The sequence below is a fragment of the Gordonibacter urolithinfaciens genome (genome assembly GCF_900199375.1).
GTDB classification, from domain to species: domain Bacteria; phylum Actinomycetota; class Coriobacteriia; order Coriobacteriales; family Eggerthellaceae; genus Gordonibacter; species Gordonibacter urolithinfaciens.
The window spans coordinates 1,175,597-1,192,068 of record NZ_LT900217.1 but is presented as its reverse complement, the minus strand read 5'-3'; the positions used below and the strand labels follow the sequence as shown (position 1 = coordinate 1,192,068).

Below are 16,472 nucleotides of genomic sequence, written 5' to 3'. Positions count from 1 at the left end.
CGGCGAACATGCTTTGCCGGAGGGGAAGGCCGCCGCCCGGCCATCTTGCCGCCGAAGCCCCGCCCGTGCCCTTGCGTTTTCCGCATACCGGTATGCAGGTTTTGCCCGCATGTGGGCCGAAGCGCATGGCCCCATCCGATACTCGCATTTTATCTATGCAGGTCAGCCCTCGTATACTGCAATCGCAGACTCCTTTTGCGGAGCATAGCGCGCAACTTCACGGGGAGTCGCATGCTCGAGACGAAACGGAGGAAGGGGAGCATCATGGCGCAGGAAAAGGGCGTTTCACGTCGGGACTTCTTCAAGGGGGCCGGCGTCGCCGCGGCGGGGGCCGCCATGGCGACGGCGGGCTTGGGCCTCGCGGGGTGCGCGGGCGGCGGGGGAGCATCGGCCGACGCGGAGCAGTGGGACCAGGAGGCAGAGGTCGTCATCGTCGGCTACGGCGGAGCGGGTGCGTGCGCGGCCATCGCGGCGGCCGACGCGGGCGCCAAGGTGCTCGTGCTGGAGAAGAACGCCGAGGACAAGCACCTGTGCAACACCATCATGTCGGGCGGCATCTACCACTCTCCGGATCCCGACGGCGACAAGGAGGCCCTGAAACAGTACCTCAAGGCCATGTTCAGCGGCGAGAACCTGGACACGAAGGCCGAGGGCGAGCAGTCGCCCCTGTTCGTCGACGACATCGTGGAGAAGTTCGCCGAGTACTCGCCGAAGAACGTCGAGTTCATGCAGAGCCTCGACCCCGACTACAAGGTCATCGAGCGCGGCGGCGCGGCGTTCCCCGACTTCCCCGGCGCGAAGGAGAGCGGCTACAAGAGCTACAACTCCACGTACGGCAAGTCGGCCACCGGGCCGGATTATCCCACGCTCGACCTGCCCAAGGAGGACACGGCCGCCGGCCTGGCGTTCTTCAACTGCCTGAAGACCGGCATCGCCGCCCGCGCCGACAACATCACCATCGCCTACGAGACGCCGGGCAAGAGCCTGATCATGGACGACGAGGGCGCCGTCATCGGCGTGGTGGCCACGCAGGGCGACAAGGACATCCGCGTGAAGGCCGGCAAGGGCGTTATCCTGACCACCGGCGGCTACGAGTACAACGAGGAGATGCGCCGCGCGTTTTTGGAGGGCCAGGGCATCACGGGCTGGGCGTTCTACGGCACGCTGTCGAACACGGGCGACGGCATCCGCATGGGCTGCGAGGCGGGCGCTCAGCTGGCGAAGGTGGGCAAGGCCGCGTCGCGCCTGATCTGGTCGTGCCCGGACGTGCAGGTGGGCCCCATGAACGTGGGCTCGATCACGGACTCCGTGGGCGGAGCCGGCACCATCGTCGTGAACTCCGAGGGCAGGCGCTTCATGGACGAGACGCTCATCACGAAGGACCCGAGCCGCTACTTCTCTTACAAGAACGCCGTGCACATGGACATCGTCACGCTGGAGTTCCCGAACACCCCGGCCTACATGATCATCGACGAGACGAAGCGCAAGGCGGGCCCGCTGGTGAACACCACGCTCTCCACCTGCGGATTCGGCATCATCGATTGGGATAAGGACAATCAGAACGCCATCGACAACGGCTGGCTCATCAAGGCGGATTCCATCGAGGAGCTGGCGCAGAAGATTCGCGACACGCACGAGCTGAACGAGGGCCGCATGGATCCGGCCGTGCTCGCCGCCACCATGGAGCAGTACCAGAAGATGGTGGACACGGGCGTCGACGAGGAGTTCGGCCGCACGAGCGCCACGAAGAACGCGCTCACCGGCGAGGTGGTCGACCCCGGCTTCCAGGCCATCAGCACACCGCCGTTCTACGCCATGCCGCTCGTGGCGGGCGGTCCGAACACGAAGGGCGGCCTGCAGGCCGACGGCGACCGGCGCGTCATCGACTGGAACAACGAGCCCATCCCGCGCCTGTACACGGCCGGCGAGATTTCCTCGTGCTTCAAGTTCGTGTACCAGGGCGGCGGCAACGTGACCGAGTGCATCGTGTGCGGCCGTATTGCCGGAGAGAACGCGGCGGCCGAAACGGCTTGGGACGCGAAATAGCCTGAAGCGCCCGCGGCGCGGCGGGTCGGCCTGCGGGCGGGCCGTGCCAGCGCCCGCCCGGCGCCGCTTGGCGCCGGACATCCGTACCGGATCCATGCCACCGGCGGGGATACCCTCCCTCCCCATTCCCCGCCGCGTGGCTGGCTCACCATCGAGGGAGATAACCCATGAGAAACGTGAAGCCCGGCATCGCGTCGGCCGTGTGCGCCGTGTGCCTTCTGGCGGCCGTTGCGGCCGGGGCGGGCTGCGCGCCGAAGGCCCACGAGGGCCCGCTGGCGAAGGATGCCTCCATAACCGTCGACTTCACGTGGTCGGCCGACGCCAACTGCGCGACCTGCCATGCGACGGAGGACGGGTCGCTGGAGGGCATGCCGTGCTACGGGGCCCTTTCCGCCGCCGGAGGGAACACCTGCTCCGTGTGCCATGCCGACGAGGCCGGCCTGGAGAAGGCCCACGAGGGCGCCACGCCCGACCGCGCGAAGGAGCGCGCCACGAGGTTGCGCGACACCGCCATCGACGAGCAGGCATGCTTCGCCTGCCACGGCAGCTACGAGGAGCTGGCGGCCAAGACGGCCGACTCGGCCGTGCTGACCGATGCCAAGGGCACCGTCGTGAACCCGCACGCCCGCCCCGCGGGCGAGGGCCATGCCGGCCAGACGTGCGCCGACTGCCACGCGCTGCACTCCGGCGAGCCCGTGCAGGAGACGGCGCCCGAGTTCTGCATCAGCTGCCACCATACGAACGACTACCAGTGCCACACCTGCCACCAATGAGGTACGGCGGGCGCCGGTCCTGAAGTCGGCACCCGCCTCTCAGGCCGCCGTAGGCTCAGTCCAGCTCGAGCAGGGCCTCGATGGCGGCCTCCACGTCGAGCACCGGAAGGCCCTCGCCGTCGAAGCGCTGCTCCATGCGAAGGGCCACCGACGCGAGCTCGGCCTCGTTCAGGTTCGCCACGCTGGGCGTGCCGTGGAACTTGAGGCCCAGGAGGCATCCCTTGGCCTTCACGACCACCACGTGCCCCGTCGCGCCGCCGCCCGCGTCGACGACGGGCACGAGCTCCGCGCCGCGATGCAGCACGCCGCAGAACTCGGGCGGCAAGAAGGCGAAGGGCCTCACGCCGCTCGCGGGCACCACCTCGTCGATCGCATCGAAGGCGATGGCCATGTCGCCTGCGGGCGTGGGCACGACGAGGGCGTTCGAGCGCGCCGCCCTCTCGCTCCCTCCGCTGATGAGCTTCTCGATCCAACGGAGCCGCTGCTCGCGATCACGCATGGCGCGCTCCCTCCTCCAAGCCGGAATCCAGCAGGCGTCTCGCGCTCACCACGGCGCATGCGGCGCCGTCCTGCAGGAACGCGTACCCGAAGCAGCCGGCGAGGCGCGCCGTCCTGCGGTTGAGCAGCGCTGGAAGCTGGCACACCGATACGCGCTCGTAGCCGTCAACCTCGTCCACGGCAAGCGCTCGCCGCTCGCCCTGCGCCTCGAGCATCACCACGATCCTCGGTCTCTCAGCCTTGAACGGGGTGGACGCGCCCGCCCCGTTCAGCATCTCGACGCGCGCGCCGTCTCGGTCCACGTAGCAGGCCGTCCCCGACGCGTCGCAGCCGCCGACGAGGCGCTCCGGGTGATGCCCCTCGAACCGGACGATCTGCTGCGCGGGCAGGGCGAAGCGCTCTGCGCCGACGCGCACGATGGCGGCCTCCATGACGGTGAACGGCGCGGGGAAGTTCATGACGATCTCGAGCGTGCCGTGGTCGGTGTTGCGCACCTTGCCCCGTCCGCCCATGTTGTACAGCATGGATCCGATCTCGATGAACTGGGAGGACATGCCGGCGAACGGGCCCGAGCGCGTCGAGGCGAATCCGGGCATCATCAAGAACGAGCCTATCTCCTCGTCGGTGTACTCTTCGATAGGGCGGGTGAGCAGGCCGCGCTCCTCGGCCAGCTGTCCGATGCGGCGCGCGTCGAACAAGTGGCCGTCGTGTTCGATGCGGCAGATCACCTCGGAGCCGTCGCTCTCCAGCGTGAGGCGCATCGTGGCGCAGGGAGGCTTCCCCGCCGCCTTGCGCCCCTCGGGCTTGCCAATGCCGTCGCGCAGGCACGCCCGGATGACTCGTTTGATGATCTCCTCCATCGACGCCAGCACGGACTGGTCGAGCGCCATCTGCCCGTCCGCGATGTCGAACTTGACCTGCACGCCGAAACGCTCGCTGTAGTCTGCGACGAGGGCGTGCAGGGAGGGGGCGATCCTTCCGAACGGCTCGATGCGCGACCGGGCGACGGCCGTGCGCAGCCCGTCCACGACCTGGGCATGCGTGAAGAAGATGGTGTTGAGCTCGCGGTCGTGCGGCGTGCGCTCGATGCGGGCGCGCAGCTGGCGGTGCACTTCCTCGAGGCGCGCGAGCAGCTTCCAAAGCTCGTCGTAGCGCCCGTCCACGCTGCTGCGGTTCGCGAAATCGATGCGCAGGGGGATCGCCGGGCTGTTCTCGCCTGCGGGCTCGTCGGAGGCAGAGGCGAACGAGGGGACGGCGTCCGCGTCCTCGATGATGGCGAAGCGGTCCACGAAGAACGAGGCCTTGATGGTTATGAGCACCTTCTCGGGGGTGGGCGAGCTGAAGCGGACGAACAGGCCGTGGTCGCGCAGGTAGGAGATGGTGGAGGGATCGCTCTTGACCGTGCACGGGTGGAAGGACAGCGAGCTGCACAAAGGCGCGATGCGCCGCACGACGAGCGCCGCGCGCACGTTCTCGAGCCCGCAGTTGGGCTTGAGCATGACCTGCACCACCAGCTCCTCATCGCGCTCCATCTCGGCCTCCTTCCGCTATCCGTCCAAGTCGGGCCGCGCGAACACGCAACGGTTCTTCCCGGTTTCCTTGCCGTGGTACAGGGCGCGGTCGACCCGCGCGAAGTTCTCGGCGAAGGTGAGGTTGGGATCGTAGGAGCTCAGGCCGAACGTGAGCGTGCAGGTGAACTCGCCCTCGCCGTCGTCGATGCGGTAGGAGCCCACCTCCTCGCGCATGCGATCGCACAGGCGCAGCGCCTCGTGGTCGGGCGACGAGAACAGCACGACGAGCAGCTCCTCGCCTCCCCAGCGGATGACGGGCTGGCTTCCGGCGAGGTCGTCGAGGATGTCGGCGATGCACACGATGGCGATGTCGCCGGACTGGTGTCCGCGCACGTCGTTGATGGCCTTGAAGTCGTCGATGTCGCAGAGCGCCAGAACCGTGTTCGCCTCGCGGCTGGCCTCCTGGATCTTCTCCTCGAGGTAGTCCGTGAGGTAATGGCGGCTGAACAGGCCGGTGAGCTGGTCGCGCATGGCGAGGCCGCGCATGGAGTCCAGCTGCTCCTTCAGCGCGGCGTTTCGCGCGCGAAGGCGCTCGACCTCCTCGACGGGGTCGCGCGCGGGTTCGTCGGCACGCTCCCTCACGCCGCGCCGCCGTCCGCGTCCTGGCTGGGCCTCTCGAGCGTGAAGCGGTCGATAAGCTGCTTGAGGCTGCGAGCTTGCTCGGCAAGCTCCTCGCCGATGACGGCGCTTTCCTCGGAGGCGGCCGAGTTCTCCTGCACCACGTCGGACAGGCTGTCCATGCTCTCCTGGATCTGCGACACGGCTTCGAGTTGCTGCGTGGACGCCTGCGCGATGGCCGACATCATCTCCTTGACGCCCTCCGTAGCCGCGACGGCGCTCTCCATGTTGGCGGACGTGTCCTCGATGAGGGCGCTGCCGCTCTCCACGCTTTCCGCCGCGCGCACCGCGAGCTCGTCGGCGGCGCGCGATGCCTCGCTCACCTGGGTTGCCAGTCGTCGTATCTCCTCGGCCACGATGGCGAATCCACGGCCCGCGTCACCCGCGCGCGCCGCCTCCACCGAGGCGTTGAGCGCGAGGATGTTTGTCTGAAACGAGATGTCCTCGATGGAGTTGGCCAGCTGCGAGATGCTGCGCGTGCTCACCTTGATGTCGCCGATGACCTCTACTGCCTTGGATATCTGGCCGTTGCTGCGCTCCACGGCTTGGAGCACGTCGGAGGTGTTCTCGTTGGCTGCGATCACGCTCTCGTTGTTCTCCTCCACCATCTGCGTGATGCCTTGGACGTTGACTGCCAGCTCCTCGATGGACATGGCCTGTTCGGCCGAGCCCTGAGCGATGGTTTGCGAGCTGTCGGACATCTGCGACGACGAGCGTTCCACCTGCTCGGCCGTCTCGCTCAGGCGCTCCACCGTCAGACGCAACGACGCCACCGTGCGGTTCATGGACTCGCCCAGCTCGCCCAGCTCGTTTTCGGACGCGCAGGACGCGTTCGCCGTGAGGTCCCCTGCGGCCACGCGCTTGGCGACCCGCTCGATCTCGCGCACCGGCTCGGCGATGGCCCGTGTGATGCGCCGCCACATGACCACCACGAGCGCGATCGTGAGCAGCCCGATCAACGCGATGGACACCGACGTGGCGATCTCGACGTCGGTGGTCTTCTGCACGAAGTCGGAGGCCTTCTTCTCGGCAGCGGCGACGATGCCGTCGGAAAGCTCCAGCGTGACCTCGCGCTGCGGCAGGTAGCTCTGCTCGTAGAGCGAGTGCGCACGTTCCGTGTCGCCTGCCTTCGCCGCCTCGAGCACCTGGTTGCGGGTCTCCGCGAGCCCCTCGTACGCGACGGTGAACTCGGCGAGCGCGTTCGGGTCGGCCGTGAAGTTGGACGAGATGACCTCGAACTCGGCTTCGCGTTCGGCGGACAGCTGGTCGATGCTGGAAAGCAACTGTTTCTTTTCGGCGGGAGACTCGGCGGAGATGTACTGCTCCAGGTAGCCCGACATCTCGTCGATCGTGTTGCGCAGCGATATGGCGCTCTTCGACACCTGGTAGGGGCGCTGATAGAACTCGGTGGTCATCGAAGAGTTCTCGTGCACGCCGAAGATGGACGCGCCGATAGACACCACGAACAGCACGATGATGGTGACGTAGGAAAGCATCAGGATGCGGCTGATGCTCGCGTTTTTCAAAGACGGTCTCATGAATGCGTCTCTTCCGATCGTTTCTGGTAGATGGAGTCGCCCCGGTAGGCGAACCGCTTGCGGTCGCGGACGATCTCCGCGTGCCCGAGGATGAGGTAGCTCGAAAGCGCCAGATGACGGTGCAGGGTGTCCAGCACCCGCTCGCGCGTGGGCTCGTCGAAGTAGATGATGACGTTGCGGCAGAGGATGAGGTCGTAGCGGCGCCTGAGCGCCTCCGGGTCGCTCAGGTTCGCCCGTGCGAACGACACGTGCCGGCGGATGGAATCGACCACCGCGAAACCATCGCCCTCGCGCGTGAAATAGGACGTCAGCCAGCGAGGGGGCACCTTGTCCACGCGCGTCGCGGGGTACACGGCCCGCCGCGCCTCCTCGAGCGCCGGCTCCGACACGTCTATGCCGGTGACGCGCACGGGTGGGAGGTTACGTCCGCGCCTGTAGTCCTCCACGATCATGGACACGGTATAGCATTCCTCGCCGGTGGAGCAGCCCGCGCACAGGATGTTCCAGGTGCGGCGCGGTCGCGAGGCCTCCAGCTCGGGAAACGCCGTGGTGCGCAGGAAGTCGAACTGCCTGCGCTCGCGCAGGAAGTAGGTGTAGTGGGTGGTGACGAGGTCGATGAAACGAGCGGCGGCCTCGGGATTCGTGCCCGACTCTATAAGGTCGAGGTAATCCGAGAACGAGGGCAGCCCCAAGCGATTCCGCTCGCGTGACAGCCGGCAGTCGAGCAACACTCGCTTGGAACGCATGTTCAGCCCGAGTGTGCGAGAAAGGTGCGTGCAGACCCGTTCGAACTCTTTGTCGGTGAGGTGCTCCAAAATCTCCGTTTCCCCCGGAATAGCTGTGGTCAGGCTAGCATAGCACGTAAGGCGGGGGGGGGGGGCGTTTTTTATGGCGCAACCGGGAAAAGCGAAGGAGTAGAGCGGGAGCGATGCGCCTCGTGGCGCCGTAGGAAGAGAGTCCTGCCCAGCTTTCCGCTGACGTAGGAGCTGGGCAGGTTCGTCGAGGGCTAGAACGGGTAGGGATGCGGGGCGTGCTGAACGCTCGTCCAGTGGGTCCTCGTCATCTCCTCCAAGATCCAGCGGCCGTTGAAGCGGCCCAGGCCGGAGTTCTTCTCGCCGCCGAAGGGCACGTGCTGCTCGTCGGCCACGGTCATGTCGTTCACGTGCGTCATGCCCGCGTCGATCTTCAGGGCGAACGCGGTGGCGCGCTCCACGTCGCGACCGACGACGGCGGACGACAGGCCGTAGTCGCTCATGTTGGCGAACCGGAGCGCCTCGTCCTCGCCGTGCGCCACGATGATGGGCGCCAGCGGCCCGAAGCTCTCCTGCATCGCGATGTCCCAGGTGGGATCGACATCCCCGAACACGACGGGCGGCATGACCAGGCCTTCGGGCTCGCCGTCAAGCAGCACGCGGGCGCCCTGGTCCTTAGCGCGCTGCACCTTCCTCACCAAGCCCGCAAGCTGGGACTGGTTGATAATGGGGCCGATATCGGTGGCCGGGTCCAACGGGTCGCCGCACACGAGCTTGGACGCGCGGTCGACGAAGCGCTCGGTGAACTCGTCGGCCAGGCTCGCGTCCACGATGATGCGGTTCGTGCTCATGCAAATCTGCCCCTGGTGCAGGAAGCGGCCGATGATCGCGATGTCCACGGCCTGCTGCACATCGGCGTCGTCCAGCACGACGAGCGGGCAGTTGCCGCCCAGCTCCAGCGCCACGCGCTTGAGCAGCTTGCCGCCGGCCGTCTTCGCGCCGATGCCGCGCCCCACGGCGGTGGAGCCGGTGAACGAGATGAGCTTCGGCACGGGGTGCTCCACGAAGTAGTCGCCTATCTCGCTGCCGCGCCCGATGAGCACCGACAGCAGGCCCTCGGGCAGCCCCGCCTCCTCGTAGATCTTCGCCAGCAGGATGCCGCCCGTGACGGGCGTGTCGCTGGCCGGCTTCAAAACGACGGCGTTTCCGCAGGCCAGTGCCGTGGCGACGGAGCGGTTGGACAGGTTCATGGGGAAGTTCCACGGGCTGATGACGCCCACCACGCCCAGCGGTTGGCGGTACACGCGGTTCTCCTTGCGCGGCGTGTCGGAGGGGAAGATATCGCCGTGCATGCGGTAGGGGAAGCTCGCGGCCTCCTCGGTAATGTTGCGCGCGGCGCCCACCTCGAACTCCGCCTTGGCGCGGATACTGCCGGACTCGCGCTGGACCCAGCCGATCAGCTCGTCGTGGCGCGCGTCGAAGATGTCCACGGCGCGGCGCAGCACGGCGGCGCGCTCGGCGGGCAAGGCGGCGGCCCATTCGCGTTGGGCGCGCTCGGCGGCGGCGTAGGCCTCGTCCACGTCGGCGCGGTTCGCCAGCACGTGGGTGGAGAGGACCTCCTGGCTGTAGGGGTTCACGTCTTGGGCGGACTCGCCGCTCGCGCCGTCGCGCCAGGCTCCGGCTATGTAGAGCCGGTCGAGGCCATCGTAGGGCTGGGGGATTGCGGGGGACGATGCGTTCGGGGAAGGTGCCATGGCGTTCTCCTGTTCTCGGAGCGCGGCGGGATCGGGTTGTGCCGTCGCGCGCGGGCCAATCCGTTCAGTATAGGAGCCTGCGAGCAGGAGGCATCTATCTGCGGCGAACGGTTGATTGGCGGAAAACCGGTGATCACCGGTGAGGGAGGTTATGCTTGCGTGGTCGCAGGGCCTGGCGAGCGGGCCGTGACGGCGGGGTACGGCGTGCCGGCTGTTGCCGCAGGGGATTCGGGAGGGCGCGCGGGCACGCGGGCGAGCGCGATCGCGCGGCGAGCGGACATGCGGGGCTTGCAGCCCAGCGGCCCCCGTGCCCCACCGTTTCGGGCCGCCTGCGCGGCCGTGGTCGTGGTGGTTTGGCGGACGTGGCCGCTGGGCGGCGGACGCATGCTGGGCGCGCGGACCGAAGTGTGCGATTATGAAAGCACACAGCGGCGCAGCTGCGCGGACGACGCGGCGGAAAGGAGCGGACGGCATGGGATGCATGGGGAGCTTGGCCTGCACAGGGGACGGCCCGCTGCCGTTCATCGTGGCCGGCGTGGTGCTGGTGGCGGCGGCGGTGCTGGTGGTGGCGTTCGTGCTCATGCGGCGCAACCGCTAGCGGGGGCGGGGAGCAACCATGGACGGGAAGCTGGTCATCTGCCCCACACCGCTTGGGAACCTTGGCGACATGACCGAGCGCGCGCTGGCGGCGCTGCGCGCGGCCGACGTCGTGTGCGCCGAGGACACGCGCGTGACGGGGCGGTTGCTGGCGGCGTACGGCATAGAAAAGCGGCTGGAGCGTTTGGACGAGGCCCTGATCGGCGAGCGCGGTGCGGGCATCGTGCAGCGCGTGCTAGACGGCGAGACCGTCGCTTACTGCTCTGACGCGGGCATGCCCGGCGTGTCGGACCCGGGGCTGCGCCTCGTGCGCGCTGCCCGCGAGGCGGGCGCTGCCGTGGAGGTGCTGCCGGGTCCCACGGCCGCCGCGACGGCCTACGTGGCCAGTGGCTGCGACAACCCCCGCTTCTACTTCGGCGGCTTCTTCCCGCGCAAGGACGCCGAGAGGGCCGCGCTGCTGGACGGCCTGCGCGCGCTCGATGCGGCGCTCGTGTTCTACGAGAGCCCGAACCGCCTTGCCTCGGCGCTCGCCGCGCTGGCCGCCGCGCTGCCGCAGCGCGAGGCGGCCGTGTGCCGCGAGCTCACGAAGCTGCACGAGGAGGTGGTGCGCGGGCCGCTGCCCGAGTTGCGCGACGAGTTCGCGGAACGAACGGGTGCGGGAGGGCGCGGCGTGAAGGGCGAGATCGTCATCGTGGTGGACGGGCCGAACGCCGCCGAGAGCGCGGCCGCCGCCGAGGGCGCGCAGCAGGCCGCCGCCGTGCGCGCCGCCGAGCTGAAGGCGGCGGGCGCCCGCAACAAGGACATCGCCCGCGCGCTGGCCGACGAGTTCGGCATCGCGCGCAACGCGGCGTATGACCTGGCTCTCAAGGCGTGAGCGGCATGGCAGGGCGCGGTGCGGGCCGCACGGGGGCGCAGGCTCCCGCGCGCTCGGGACGGGCGGCGGCCAAGCGCCGGGGTGCGACCGCGGCGCCGGCTCCGACGGTCCTCGAGGTGGACGGGCTGCCCGTGCGGCTCGCGCGCAAGCGCATCAAGAACGTGAACCTGCGCGTGAAGGCCGATGGCCAGGTGGAGGTATCGGCCCCGCTGCATGCCACCGACGCGTTCGTGGCGTCGTTCGTGCGCGAGAAGCGCCCCTGGATCGAGGCGAAGCGTGCCGAGATGGCCGCCTCGCCGCGGGCGGAGGCCGCGGCGGCATCGCCCGAGGAGGTGGCCGCATGGCGCGCCGTGGTGGAGGCATGCGTGCCGCCGCTCGTGGCCGCTTGGGAGCCCATCATGGGCGTGAGGGCGGGGCGGCTCGCCTACCGCAACATGACCAGCCGCTGGGGCAGCTGCCAGCCGGCTACCGGGCGCATCTGCATCAATGTCCGTCTGGCGCTCTACCCGCCCGAGTGCCTGGAGTACGTGGTGGTTCACGAGCTGTGCCACCTGCGGGAGCGCGGCCACGGCCAGCGTTTCAAGGATCTCATGGACACCTATATGCCCGATTGGCGCGAGCGCCGCGCGAAGCTGCGCTAGGCCCGCTGCGTGAACGAGAGCGCCCGTGCATCGACCGCCTGCATCCAGGCGATGTACGTGTCGGGGCAATGGGACGTGAACGCCAGCCCCAGGTCCATCTCCAGCAGCTCCCGCACGGCCGTGAAAATGCCGAAGGGGTTCAGCAGGCTCTCCAACGTGGGGAGGCTTTGCGAAGCCTGGGCGTCGAACGAGTCGAGCCGTTCCAGCGCGTCGGGGCTGTAGGAGTCCAGCAGTCCCGTGTTCGCCTGGTACGCCTGCTGCATGAGGGCGAGCGACGACGCAAAGCGGGTGCTGGCATAGCCCGGCAGCTCCACGGTGGTGCCGTAGCGCCCGTAGCCCCAGGCGGGGAGCGGCAGTTGCGGCACGAGGTCCGAGGGGTTCACGATGTTGAAGATGCCCGCGTACGCGTCGTCGCCCCGGTTTGCGGACTTCGTGGGGCACGGCGCGGCGAACGTGTAGGCGTAGACGGCGTCGGCCGACGCCAAGGCGTCAGGTCCGTCCGCCCGGTCGATGAGGTCGGCAGCCAGCAGGTTGGCGATGGCACCGCCGCGGCTGTGGCCGGTCACGAGGATGCGCGTACGCGCCGGGTCTGCGCCGATTTCATCCAGGTAGCGCTCGAGCGCCTGCGCGACCTCCTGCTCGGCCGTCTTGAAACCGCGATGGTCGGCGTCGGGCGATGCCGCATCCGGCAGGTTGAAGTTGCTGACCCATTCCGCGCCGTAGCTTCCGCGTATGCCCACGAACACGAGGGTTTCAGGCGAGCTGCCCGTCGCCGGGCTGCTTGAGGAGGAGCCGCCCGCAGCGGCGTCGCCGTGGCGGGCGGTCTCGATCCTGCGGTTGGCGAACGTGTAGGCGGCCACGTCGTGCGAGCCGTTGACAAGCGCGGCCAACTGGTCGAGCACGGCGCTGCGCAACTCGTAGGAATCGGTGCGCACCTGGGAGAACCCGAGCGCGCTCAGGGCCCGCTCGGCATAGGGGATGCGGTCGCCGCTGCCGGAATAGAAGTGCGATTCGGAGTTGCATACGGCGCTGAGCACCGCGCAGTTCGTGGCAATGCCGTGGTGGTAGCGGCGGGAATCGCCGGCGAACCAGGCGTCGTCCAGCTCGACGCTCGTGGACGTGCGGCCCGACGGGTTGCCCGGATCGTGCGCGGCCACGGTCTCGCTGCAGTAGTCCACCATGATCGGGCCGTCAGGCACGTCCGCCGCCGCGAAGGCCGGCATTTCCGCATGCGCGGCGGGCATCAGGCCCACGGCCCCGCCCACGAAGTAGGCTTGGACGACGAACAGGCCGACCAGTGCCAGCGCGGTGAGCGATGCGTTGATGACGGATGCGATGGGGCGGCGCGGCCTCGCCATGGGATTCCTTCGGACGGTCGGCTCGGGTACGTTCGAATCAGTATAGGAACGGGCACCCGGGCGACACCTATTCGTTGACAAAGCGAAACAAAGCTGAAGCTTGCGTGCCGAAGGTGTGGAGGACGGACAAGTGCCTGACGGTGCCTTGCAGACGTCCCTCTGGCGGGAAGAGCGTAGGGTGACATCGGACGGCGTCGGGAAGAGCTGGGCGAGCGTCGGGCGGGGACGAAGTCGAATGCGCGACGAAGGAGAGGCAGGGCGCACGCTTGGTCGGCAAACCAGGTGCTCAGGCGGCCTTGGGCAGCTCGGCGGTCGCTTGGCGGCGCGCCTTGACGTACGCGTCGATGGCGTCGGCGGTCTGCCCCTGCTGCTCTTCGGCCGAGACCGTGGCCGTGCCGTCGCCTTCCTGGGGGCCGTAGGCGCCGAAGCCCGCGTGGTTGCCGCCGACGATCTCGATCGTCCGCGCGCCCTCTGGCATGAGCGCGGCGCTGTCGGCGAGTTTCCCGCGGTTGAGCACCTGGTCCTCCGAGCCGTACACGACGAGGGCGCCCAGGTCGCTGGCGGAAAGGTCGCTCGCGGTGTACGCGCCCAGCAGCACGAGGCCCGCGAGTGCGCCGTCTTCGGCGTGGTCGGCCGCGTAATGAGCCGCCATGGAGCCGCCGAGCGAATGCCCGCCGACCCACCACTCGCTCACCTGGGGAAAAGCTGCACGCACCTCGTCGGCCGCATCGATGCCGAAGAATGCGAAGTTGAAGGGCATCTCAACGACCACAGCCAGGTAGCCGCGTTCGGCCAAATCGCGCATGAGCGGGGCGTATGCCGTGTACTCCACCTTCGCGCCCGGGTAAAACACCAGCCCCGTCTCGGCCGCAGGGTCGCCGAAGGCCACGTAGTGTGCTCCCTGCTCGACGGGAAGCTGCGCTGTGGACGCAAGGTTCTCGTGCCCGGCGTCTGCGTCGCGGTAGTAGTCGCTCGCATACACGAGGAACGCCGCCACCGCCAGCACCGCCGCTACGACGAGCGCCACGAGCACGATGGCCACCCGCCGCGGCCAACGTCGGCGCGGCGCGGCGGCGCCGGTCGTCGAAGCCGCAGCTGCATTTCCCGCCGCGTCCGAGGCGCTGGATTCGGCGACGGCCTTTCGGCCCTCGAAGTTGTTCTCGTTGCGTTCCATGCCCCCGATGATAGCAGGTTCCCGCCGCGTGCGCCTCTTCGGGTTCGCTTCCATGCCACGCCGTCGACGCCCCGCATTCCTTGCGTTTCTTGAATGTGACAAGTATACTTGGCACAGTGATAATAAAACTTGTCACTAGCACAAACGAATGTTTCAAGTGAAACATTCGGAGGGTCGAACGAGATGGCTCGGGAGGTGCGGCATGGACAAAGAGGAGATCTTGGAGAAGAACCGCGAGGACAACCGCGGGGCTGACGAGCGGTTCCGCATCCTGAACCAGCGTCAAAGCTCGGTCATGGTCGGCGCCATGCTTGTGGTGTGGGCAGCGCTGTTCCTGTGGGATTTCGCTCACGGGCAGGATACGAGCGCGCCTGCCGCCATCATGCTGTCAGGCGTTGCGGCCATGGGCTTCTTCCAGTTCTACCAGATGCGCATGAAACTCAGCCTCGTGTGCGGTTTGCTGGCAGCGTTCGGCGTCGTCTCGTTCGCAGCAAAGCACATCATGCTGACGATGTAGGCGCAGGTTGCTATGATAAAGCTGCCTTCCTTCGGAATAGAAAAGGTGCATGACAACGACGGCGAACTGGAGCTGCGCAATCGCCTGAAAGCGGCGCGCGCCGAAGCGGGGCTGTCCCAGACCGACCTCGCACGTCTCGTCGGCGTGTCGCGCCAAACCATCTCTTCCATCGAAACGGGCCTGTTCAACCCTACCGCCAAGCTGGCGCTCGTCCTGTGCATCGCGCTCGACAAGAAGTTCGAGGACCTGTTCTATTTCGATTAACCGCATCAATTGAGGTGATTATCCTGGACATCAACTCGCTTATCATGTAGAGTAATAACATCAATTGAGGTGATTTTAAGCGAGGATCGATGTCGGGCAAGGTAGCCGAAAGATGGAAGGTCGAAGCCGTGCTGGCCTTGGTGCGGGCTGTACCTTATGAACGATTCGTCATCGCCGGATTGGGGAACCCGCAAGGAAAAACGAGGCGGTTCATGCAGCTTGTCGGATTCAGCGGTCGGCAGGTTCATGAGACCGTTTGCGACTTGCGCGTTTCCAATTACTCAACCGGTCCTCTTCCTGACGATAAGGGACGTCCTCATGACGTGTGAGGTGTACGTTAAGCTGGCTGCTTTCTTCTCGTCGGGATGCGTGCAAGCGGTGTGCGTCTCGTTTCATGAAGCCGAGCGCCGATTGTCGTATCCGTACCGAAGGGAGGGTTCCGAACTTGTCTGAAACCGTGAGAACCGTCTGCGATGCCTGCTACAACGAGGTCGATGCCCCGGTGGTTGCGGTTTGCGAGACGATCGATGTCAGGGGCGTCTCCGTAACCGACGAGTTCTGGTATCCTATTTGCCCCTTGTGCGGCAACCGCATCGGTTATGCGGCAACCATGGATCGCAATTTCGAGAAGATGTATGCGGCCTACCGCGAGGCCCGGGACGTTCCCCGGCCCGACGAGATCGTGGCCTTGCGGCGGCGCTACGGGTTCTCGCAGCGCGTTTTCGCAGCTATCCTCGGCATCGGGGTGGCCAGCGTGCAGCGCTACGAGGGCGGCGCCCTTCCCTCGGAGTCGCATGCCGAGCTGCTCCGCCAGGCGCGCGACCCCCAGATACTGCGCGAGCGCCTGCGCGGCGGCGCCCCGCGCCTCGGCGAGCGGGACCGGGAGCGCGCGCTGCGGGCCGTCGAGCAGCAGGCGGCCAGCAGGATAGACTATGCCGTGGTGCGCCTCGACCTGCTGGATTGCCTGCCGCGCACGGCCTCGCCGGAAACGGGCTTGCGCGCCTTCGACGCCGACCGTCTGCGAGAGGCGGTGGTCTACCTCGCGGCGCACGTGGGGAACCTGTTCGTGACGAAGCTCAACAAGGTGTTGTTCTATCTGGACTTCTCGGCCTACCGCGACGAGGGCGCCGGCTTCACGGGGCTGCGCTACGCCCGTGCCGACTATGGCCCGGTCCCCGATCAGTACGACCTCGTCATGGCCGCGCTCGTGGACGGGGCGGCGCTTGCGTACCGCGAGCAGGGCGACGGGCGCGTTATCGTCGCGCGCCGAGGCGCCGACCTCTCCGCCTTCTCCCCCCAGGAAGTCGCCCGCCTCGACGCTGTGGCCGCCTTCGCGAACGGCTTCGCCACCACCGCGGAGCTGTCCGCGTACTCGCACGAGGAACGCGCCTGGCTCGAAACTCCCTCGGGGGAGGTGATCGGCTACGACCTCGCCCAATACCTGCGCCTGCCCGAACCGTTGCCCGCCGAAGGCGCCCGCGCATAGGGCGCTTCCGC

At 67.7% G+C, this 16,472-nt stretch carries 16 protein-coding genes; 8 read left to right on the top strand and 8 right to left on the bottom strand.

From position 1 onward, the window contains the following. The first annotated feature begins 264 nt into the window (after window positions 1–264). Both BN3560_RS05255 and BN3560_RS05250 read left to right on the top strand, forming a co-directional pair. A complete protein-coding gene (locus BN3560_RS05255; RefSeq protein ID WP_096227274.1) occupies window positions 265–2,046 on the top strand; it encodes an FAD-dependent oxidoreductase in 1,782 nt (593 codons plus the stop codon). A 167-nt stretch (window positions 2,047–2,213) separates the two neighbouring features. Beyond that, complete coding sequence (locus BN3560_RS05250; protein WP_096227273.1) at window positions 2,214–2,819, top strand: cytochrome c3 family protein; 606 nt, start codon at window positions 2,214–2,216, stop codon at window positions 2,817–2,819. Window positions 2,820–2,874: 55 nt separating this feature from the next. Here BN3560_RS05250 and BN3560_RS05245 read toward each other — a convergent pair whose 3' ends face one another. The 6 genes from BN3560_RS05245 to BN3560_RS05220 all read right to left on the bottom strand — a co-directional run bounded on the left by BN3560_RS05245 (window position 2,875) and on the right by BN3560_RS05220 (window position 9,550). Further along, window positions 2,875–3,318, bottom strand: a complete 444-nt coding sequence (locus BN3560_RS05245) for a bifunctional autolysin (RefSeq protein ID WP_096227272.1) — start codon at window positions 3,316–3,318, stop codon at window positions 2,875–2,877. Continuing rightward, window positions 3,311–4,849 (bottom strand): chemotaxis protein CheA, encoded by a 1,539-nt coding sequence (locus tag BN3560_RS05240; protein ID WP_096227271.1) that lies wholly within the window; start codon window positions 4,847–4,849, stop codon window positions 3,311–3,313. The genes BN3560_RS05245 and BN3560_RS05240 overlap by 8 nt, the downstream gene beginning before the upstream one ends. Before the next feature lie 15 nt (window positions 4,850–4,864). Then, the gene (locus BN3560_RS05235) at window positions 4,865–5,470 is read right to left on the bottom strand and encodes a GGDEF domain-containing protein (RefSeq protein ID WP_227115026.1); all 606 of its coding nucleotides are present in this window, start codon (window positions 5,468–5,470) and stop codon (window positions 4,865–4,867) included. Further along, window positions 5,467–7,044, bottom strand: a complete 1,578-nt coding sequence (locus tag BN3560_RS05230; protein ID WP_096227270.1) for a methyl-accepting chemotaxis protein — start codon at window positions 7,042–7,044, stop codon at window positions 5,467–5,469. Before BN3560_RS05230 ends, BN3560_RS05235 begins: the two co-directional genes overlap by 4 nt. Then, on the bottom strand, window positions 7,041–7,859 hold the full coding sequence (locus tag BN3560_RS05225; RefSeq protein ID WP_096227269.1) for a CheR family methyltransferase: 819 nt from the start codon (window positions 7,857–7,859) through the stop codon (window positions 7,041–7,043). The genes BN3560_RS05230 and BN3560_RS05225 overlap by 4 nt, the downstream gene beginning before the upstream one ends. 191 nt (window positions 7,860–8,050) lie before the next feature. After that, window positions 8,051–9,550: an aldehyde dehydrogenase family protein gene (locus tag BN3560_RS05220; protein WP_096227268.1), complete on the bottom strand. Its 1,500-nt coding sequence runs from the start codon at window positions 9,548–9,550 to the stop codon at window positions 8,051–8,053. 472 nt (window positions 9,551–10,022) lie between these two features. On the opposite strand from BN3560_RS05220, the gene BN3560_RS14860 reads away from it, so the two are divergent. Genes BN3560_RS14860 through BN3560_RS05210 form a run of 3 tightly spaced genes read left to right on the top strand, consistent with a single transcriptional unit; the run spans window position 10,023 to window position 11,662 of the window. Beyond that, window positions 10,023–10,148 (top strand): hypothetical protein, encoded by a 126-nt coding sequence (locus BN3560_RS14860; protein WP_264465277.1) that lies wholly within the window; start codon window positions 10,023–10,025, stop codon window positions 10,146–10,148. 18 nt (window positions 10,149–10,166) lie between these two features. Next, complete coding sequence (gene rsmI / locus BN3560_RS05215) at window positions 10,167–11,021, top strand: 16S rRNA (cytidine(1402)-2'-O)-methyltransferase (RefSeq protein WP_096227267.1); 855 nt, start codon at window positions 10,167–10,169, stop codon at window positions 11,019–11,021. A 5-nt stretch (window positions 11,022–11,026) separates the two neighbouring features. Then, the gene (locus BN3560_RS05210; RefSeq protein WP_096227266.1) at window positions 11,027–11,662 is read left to right on the top strand and encodes a M48 family metallopeptidase; all 636 of its coding nucleotides are present in this window, start codon (window positions 11,027–11,029) and stop codon (window positions 11,660–11,662) included. On the opposite strand, the gene BN3560_RS05205 is transcribed toward BN3560_RS05210, so the two are convergent. Together BN3560_RS05205 and BN3560_RS05200 are read right to left on the bottom strand one after the other, a co-directional pair. Next, window positions 11,659–13,020 carry a lipase family protein gene (locus BN3560_RS05205; RefSeq protein ID WP_096227265.1) on the bottom strand — a complete coding sequence of 454 codons (1,362 nt, stop codon included), beginning with the start codon at window positions 13,018–13,020 and terminating at the stop codon, window positions 11,659–11,661. The two genes, BN3560_RS05210 and BN3560_RS05205, sit on opposite strands and share 4 nt — an antisense overlap. A gap of 286 nt (window positions 13,021–13,306) precedes the next feature. Beyond that, window positions 13,307–14,248 carry an alpha/beta hydrolase gene (locus BN3560_RS05200; protein WP_227115027.1) on the bottom strand — a complete coding sequence of 314 codons (942 nt, stop codon included), beginning with the start codon at window positions 14,246–14,248 and terminating at the stop codon, window positions 13,307–13,309. Between the two features lie 148 nt (window positions 14,249–14,396). On the opposite strand from BN3560_RS05200, the gene BN3560_RS05195 reads away from it, so the two are divergent. The 3 genes from BN3560_RS05195 (at window position 14,397) to BN3560_RS05180 (ending at window position 16,461) form a co-directional block, all read left to right on the top strand. Continuing rightward, on the top strand, window positions 14,397–14,711 hold the full coding sequence (locus tag BN3560_RS05195) for a DUF6442 family protein (protein WP_087192034.1): 315 nt from the start codon (window positions 14,397–14,399) through the stop codon (window positions 14,709–14,711). 12 nt (window positions 14,712–14,723) lie between these two features. Beyond that, window positions 14,724–14,975, top strand: a complete 252-nt coding sequence (locus BN3560_RS05190) for a helix-turn-helix transcriptional regulator (protein ID WP_096227264.1) — start codon at window positions 14,724–14,726, stop codon at window positions 14,973–14,975. A 445-nt stretch (window positions 14,976–15,420) separates the two neighbouring features. Continuing rightward, entirely contained in the window at window positions 15,421–16,461 is a 1,041-nt protein-coding gene (locus BN3560_RS05180; RefSeq protein ID WP_227115028.1) for a type II TA system antitoxin MqsA family protein, read from the top strand. The last annotated feature ends 11 nt before the right edge of the window (window positions 16,462–16,472 follow it).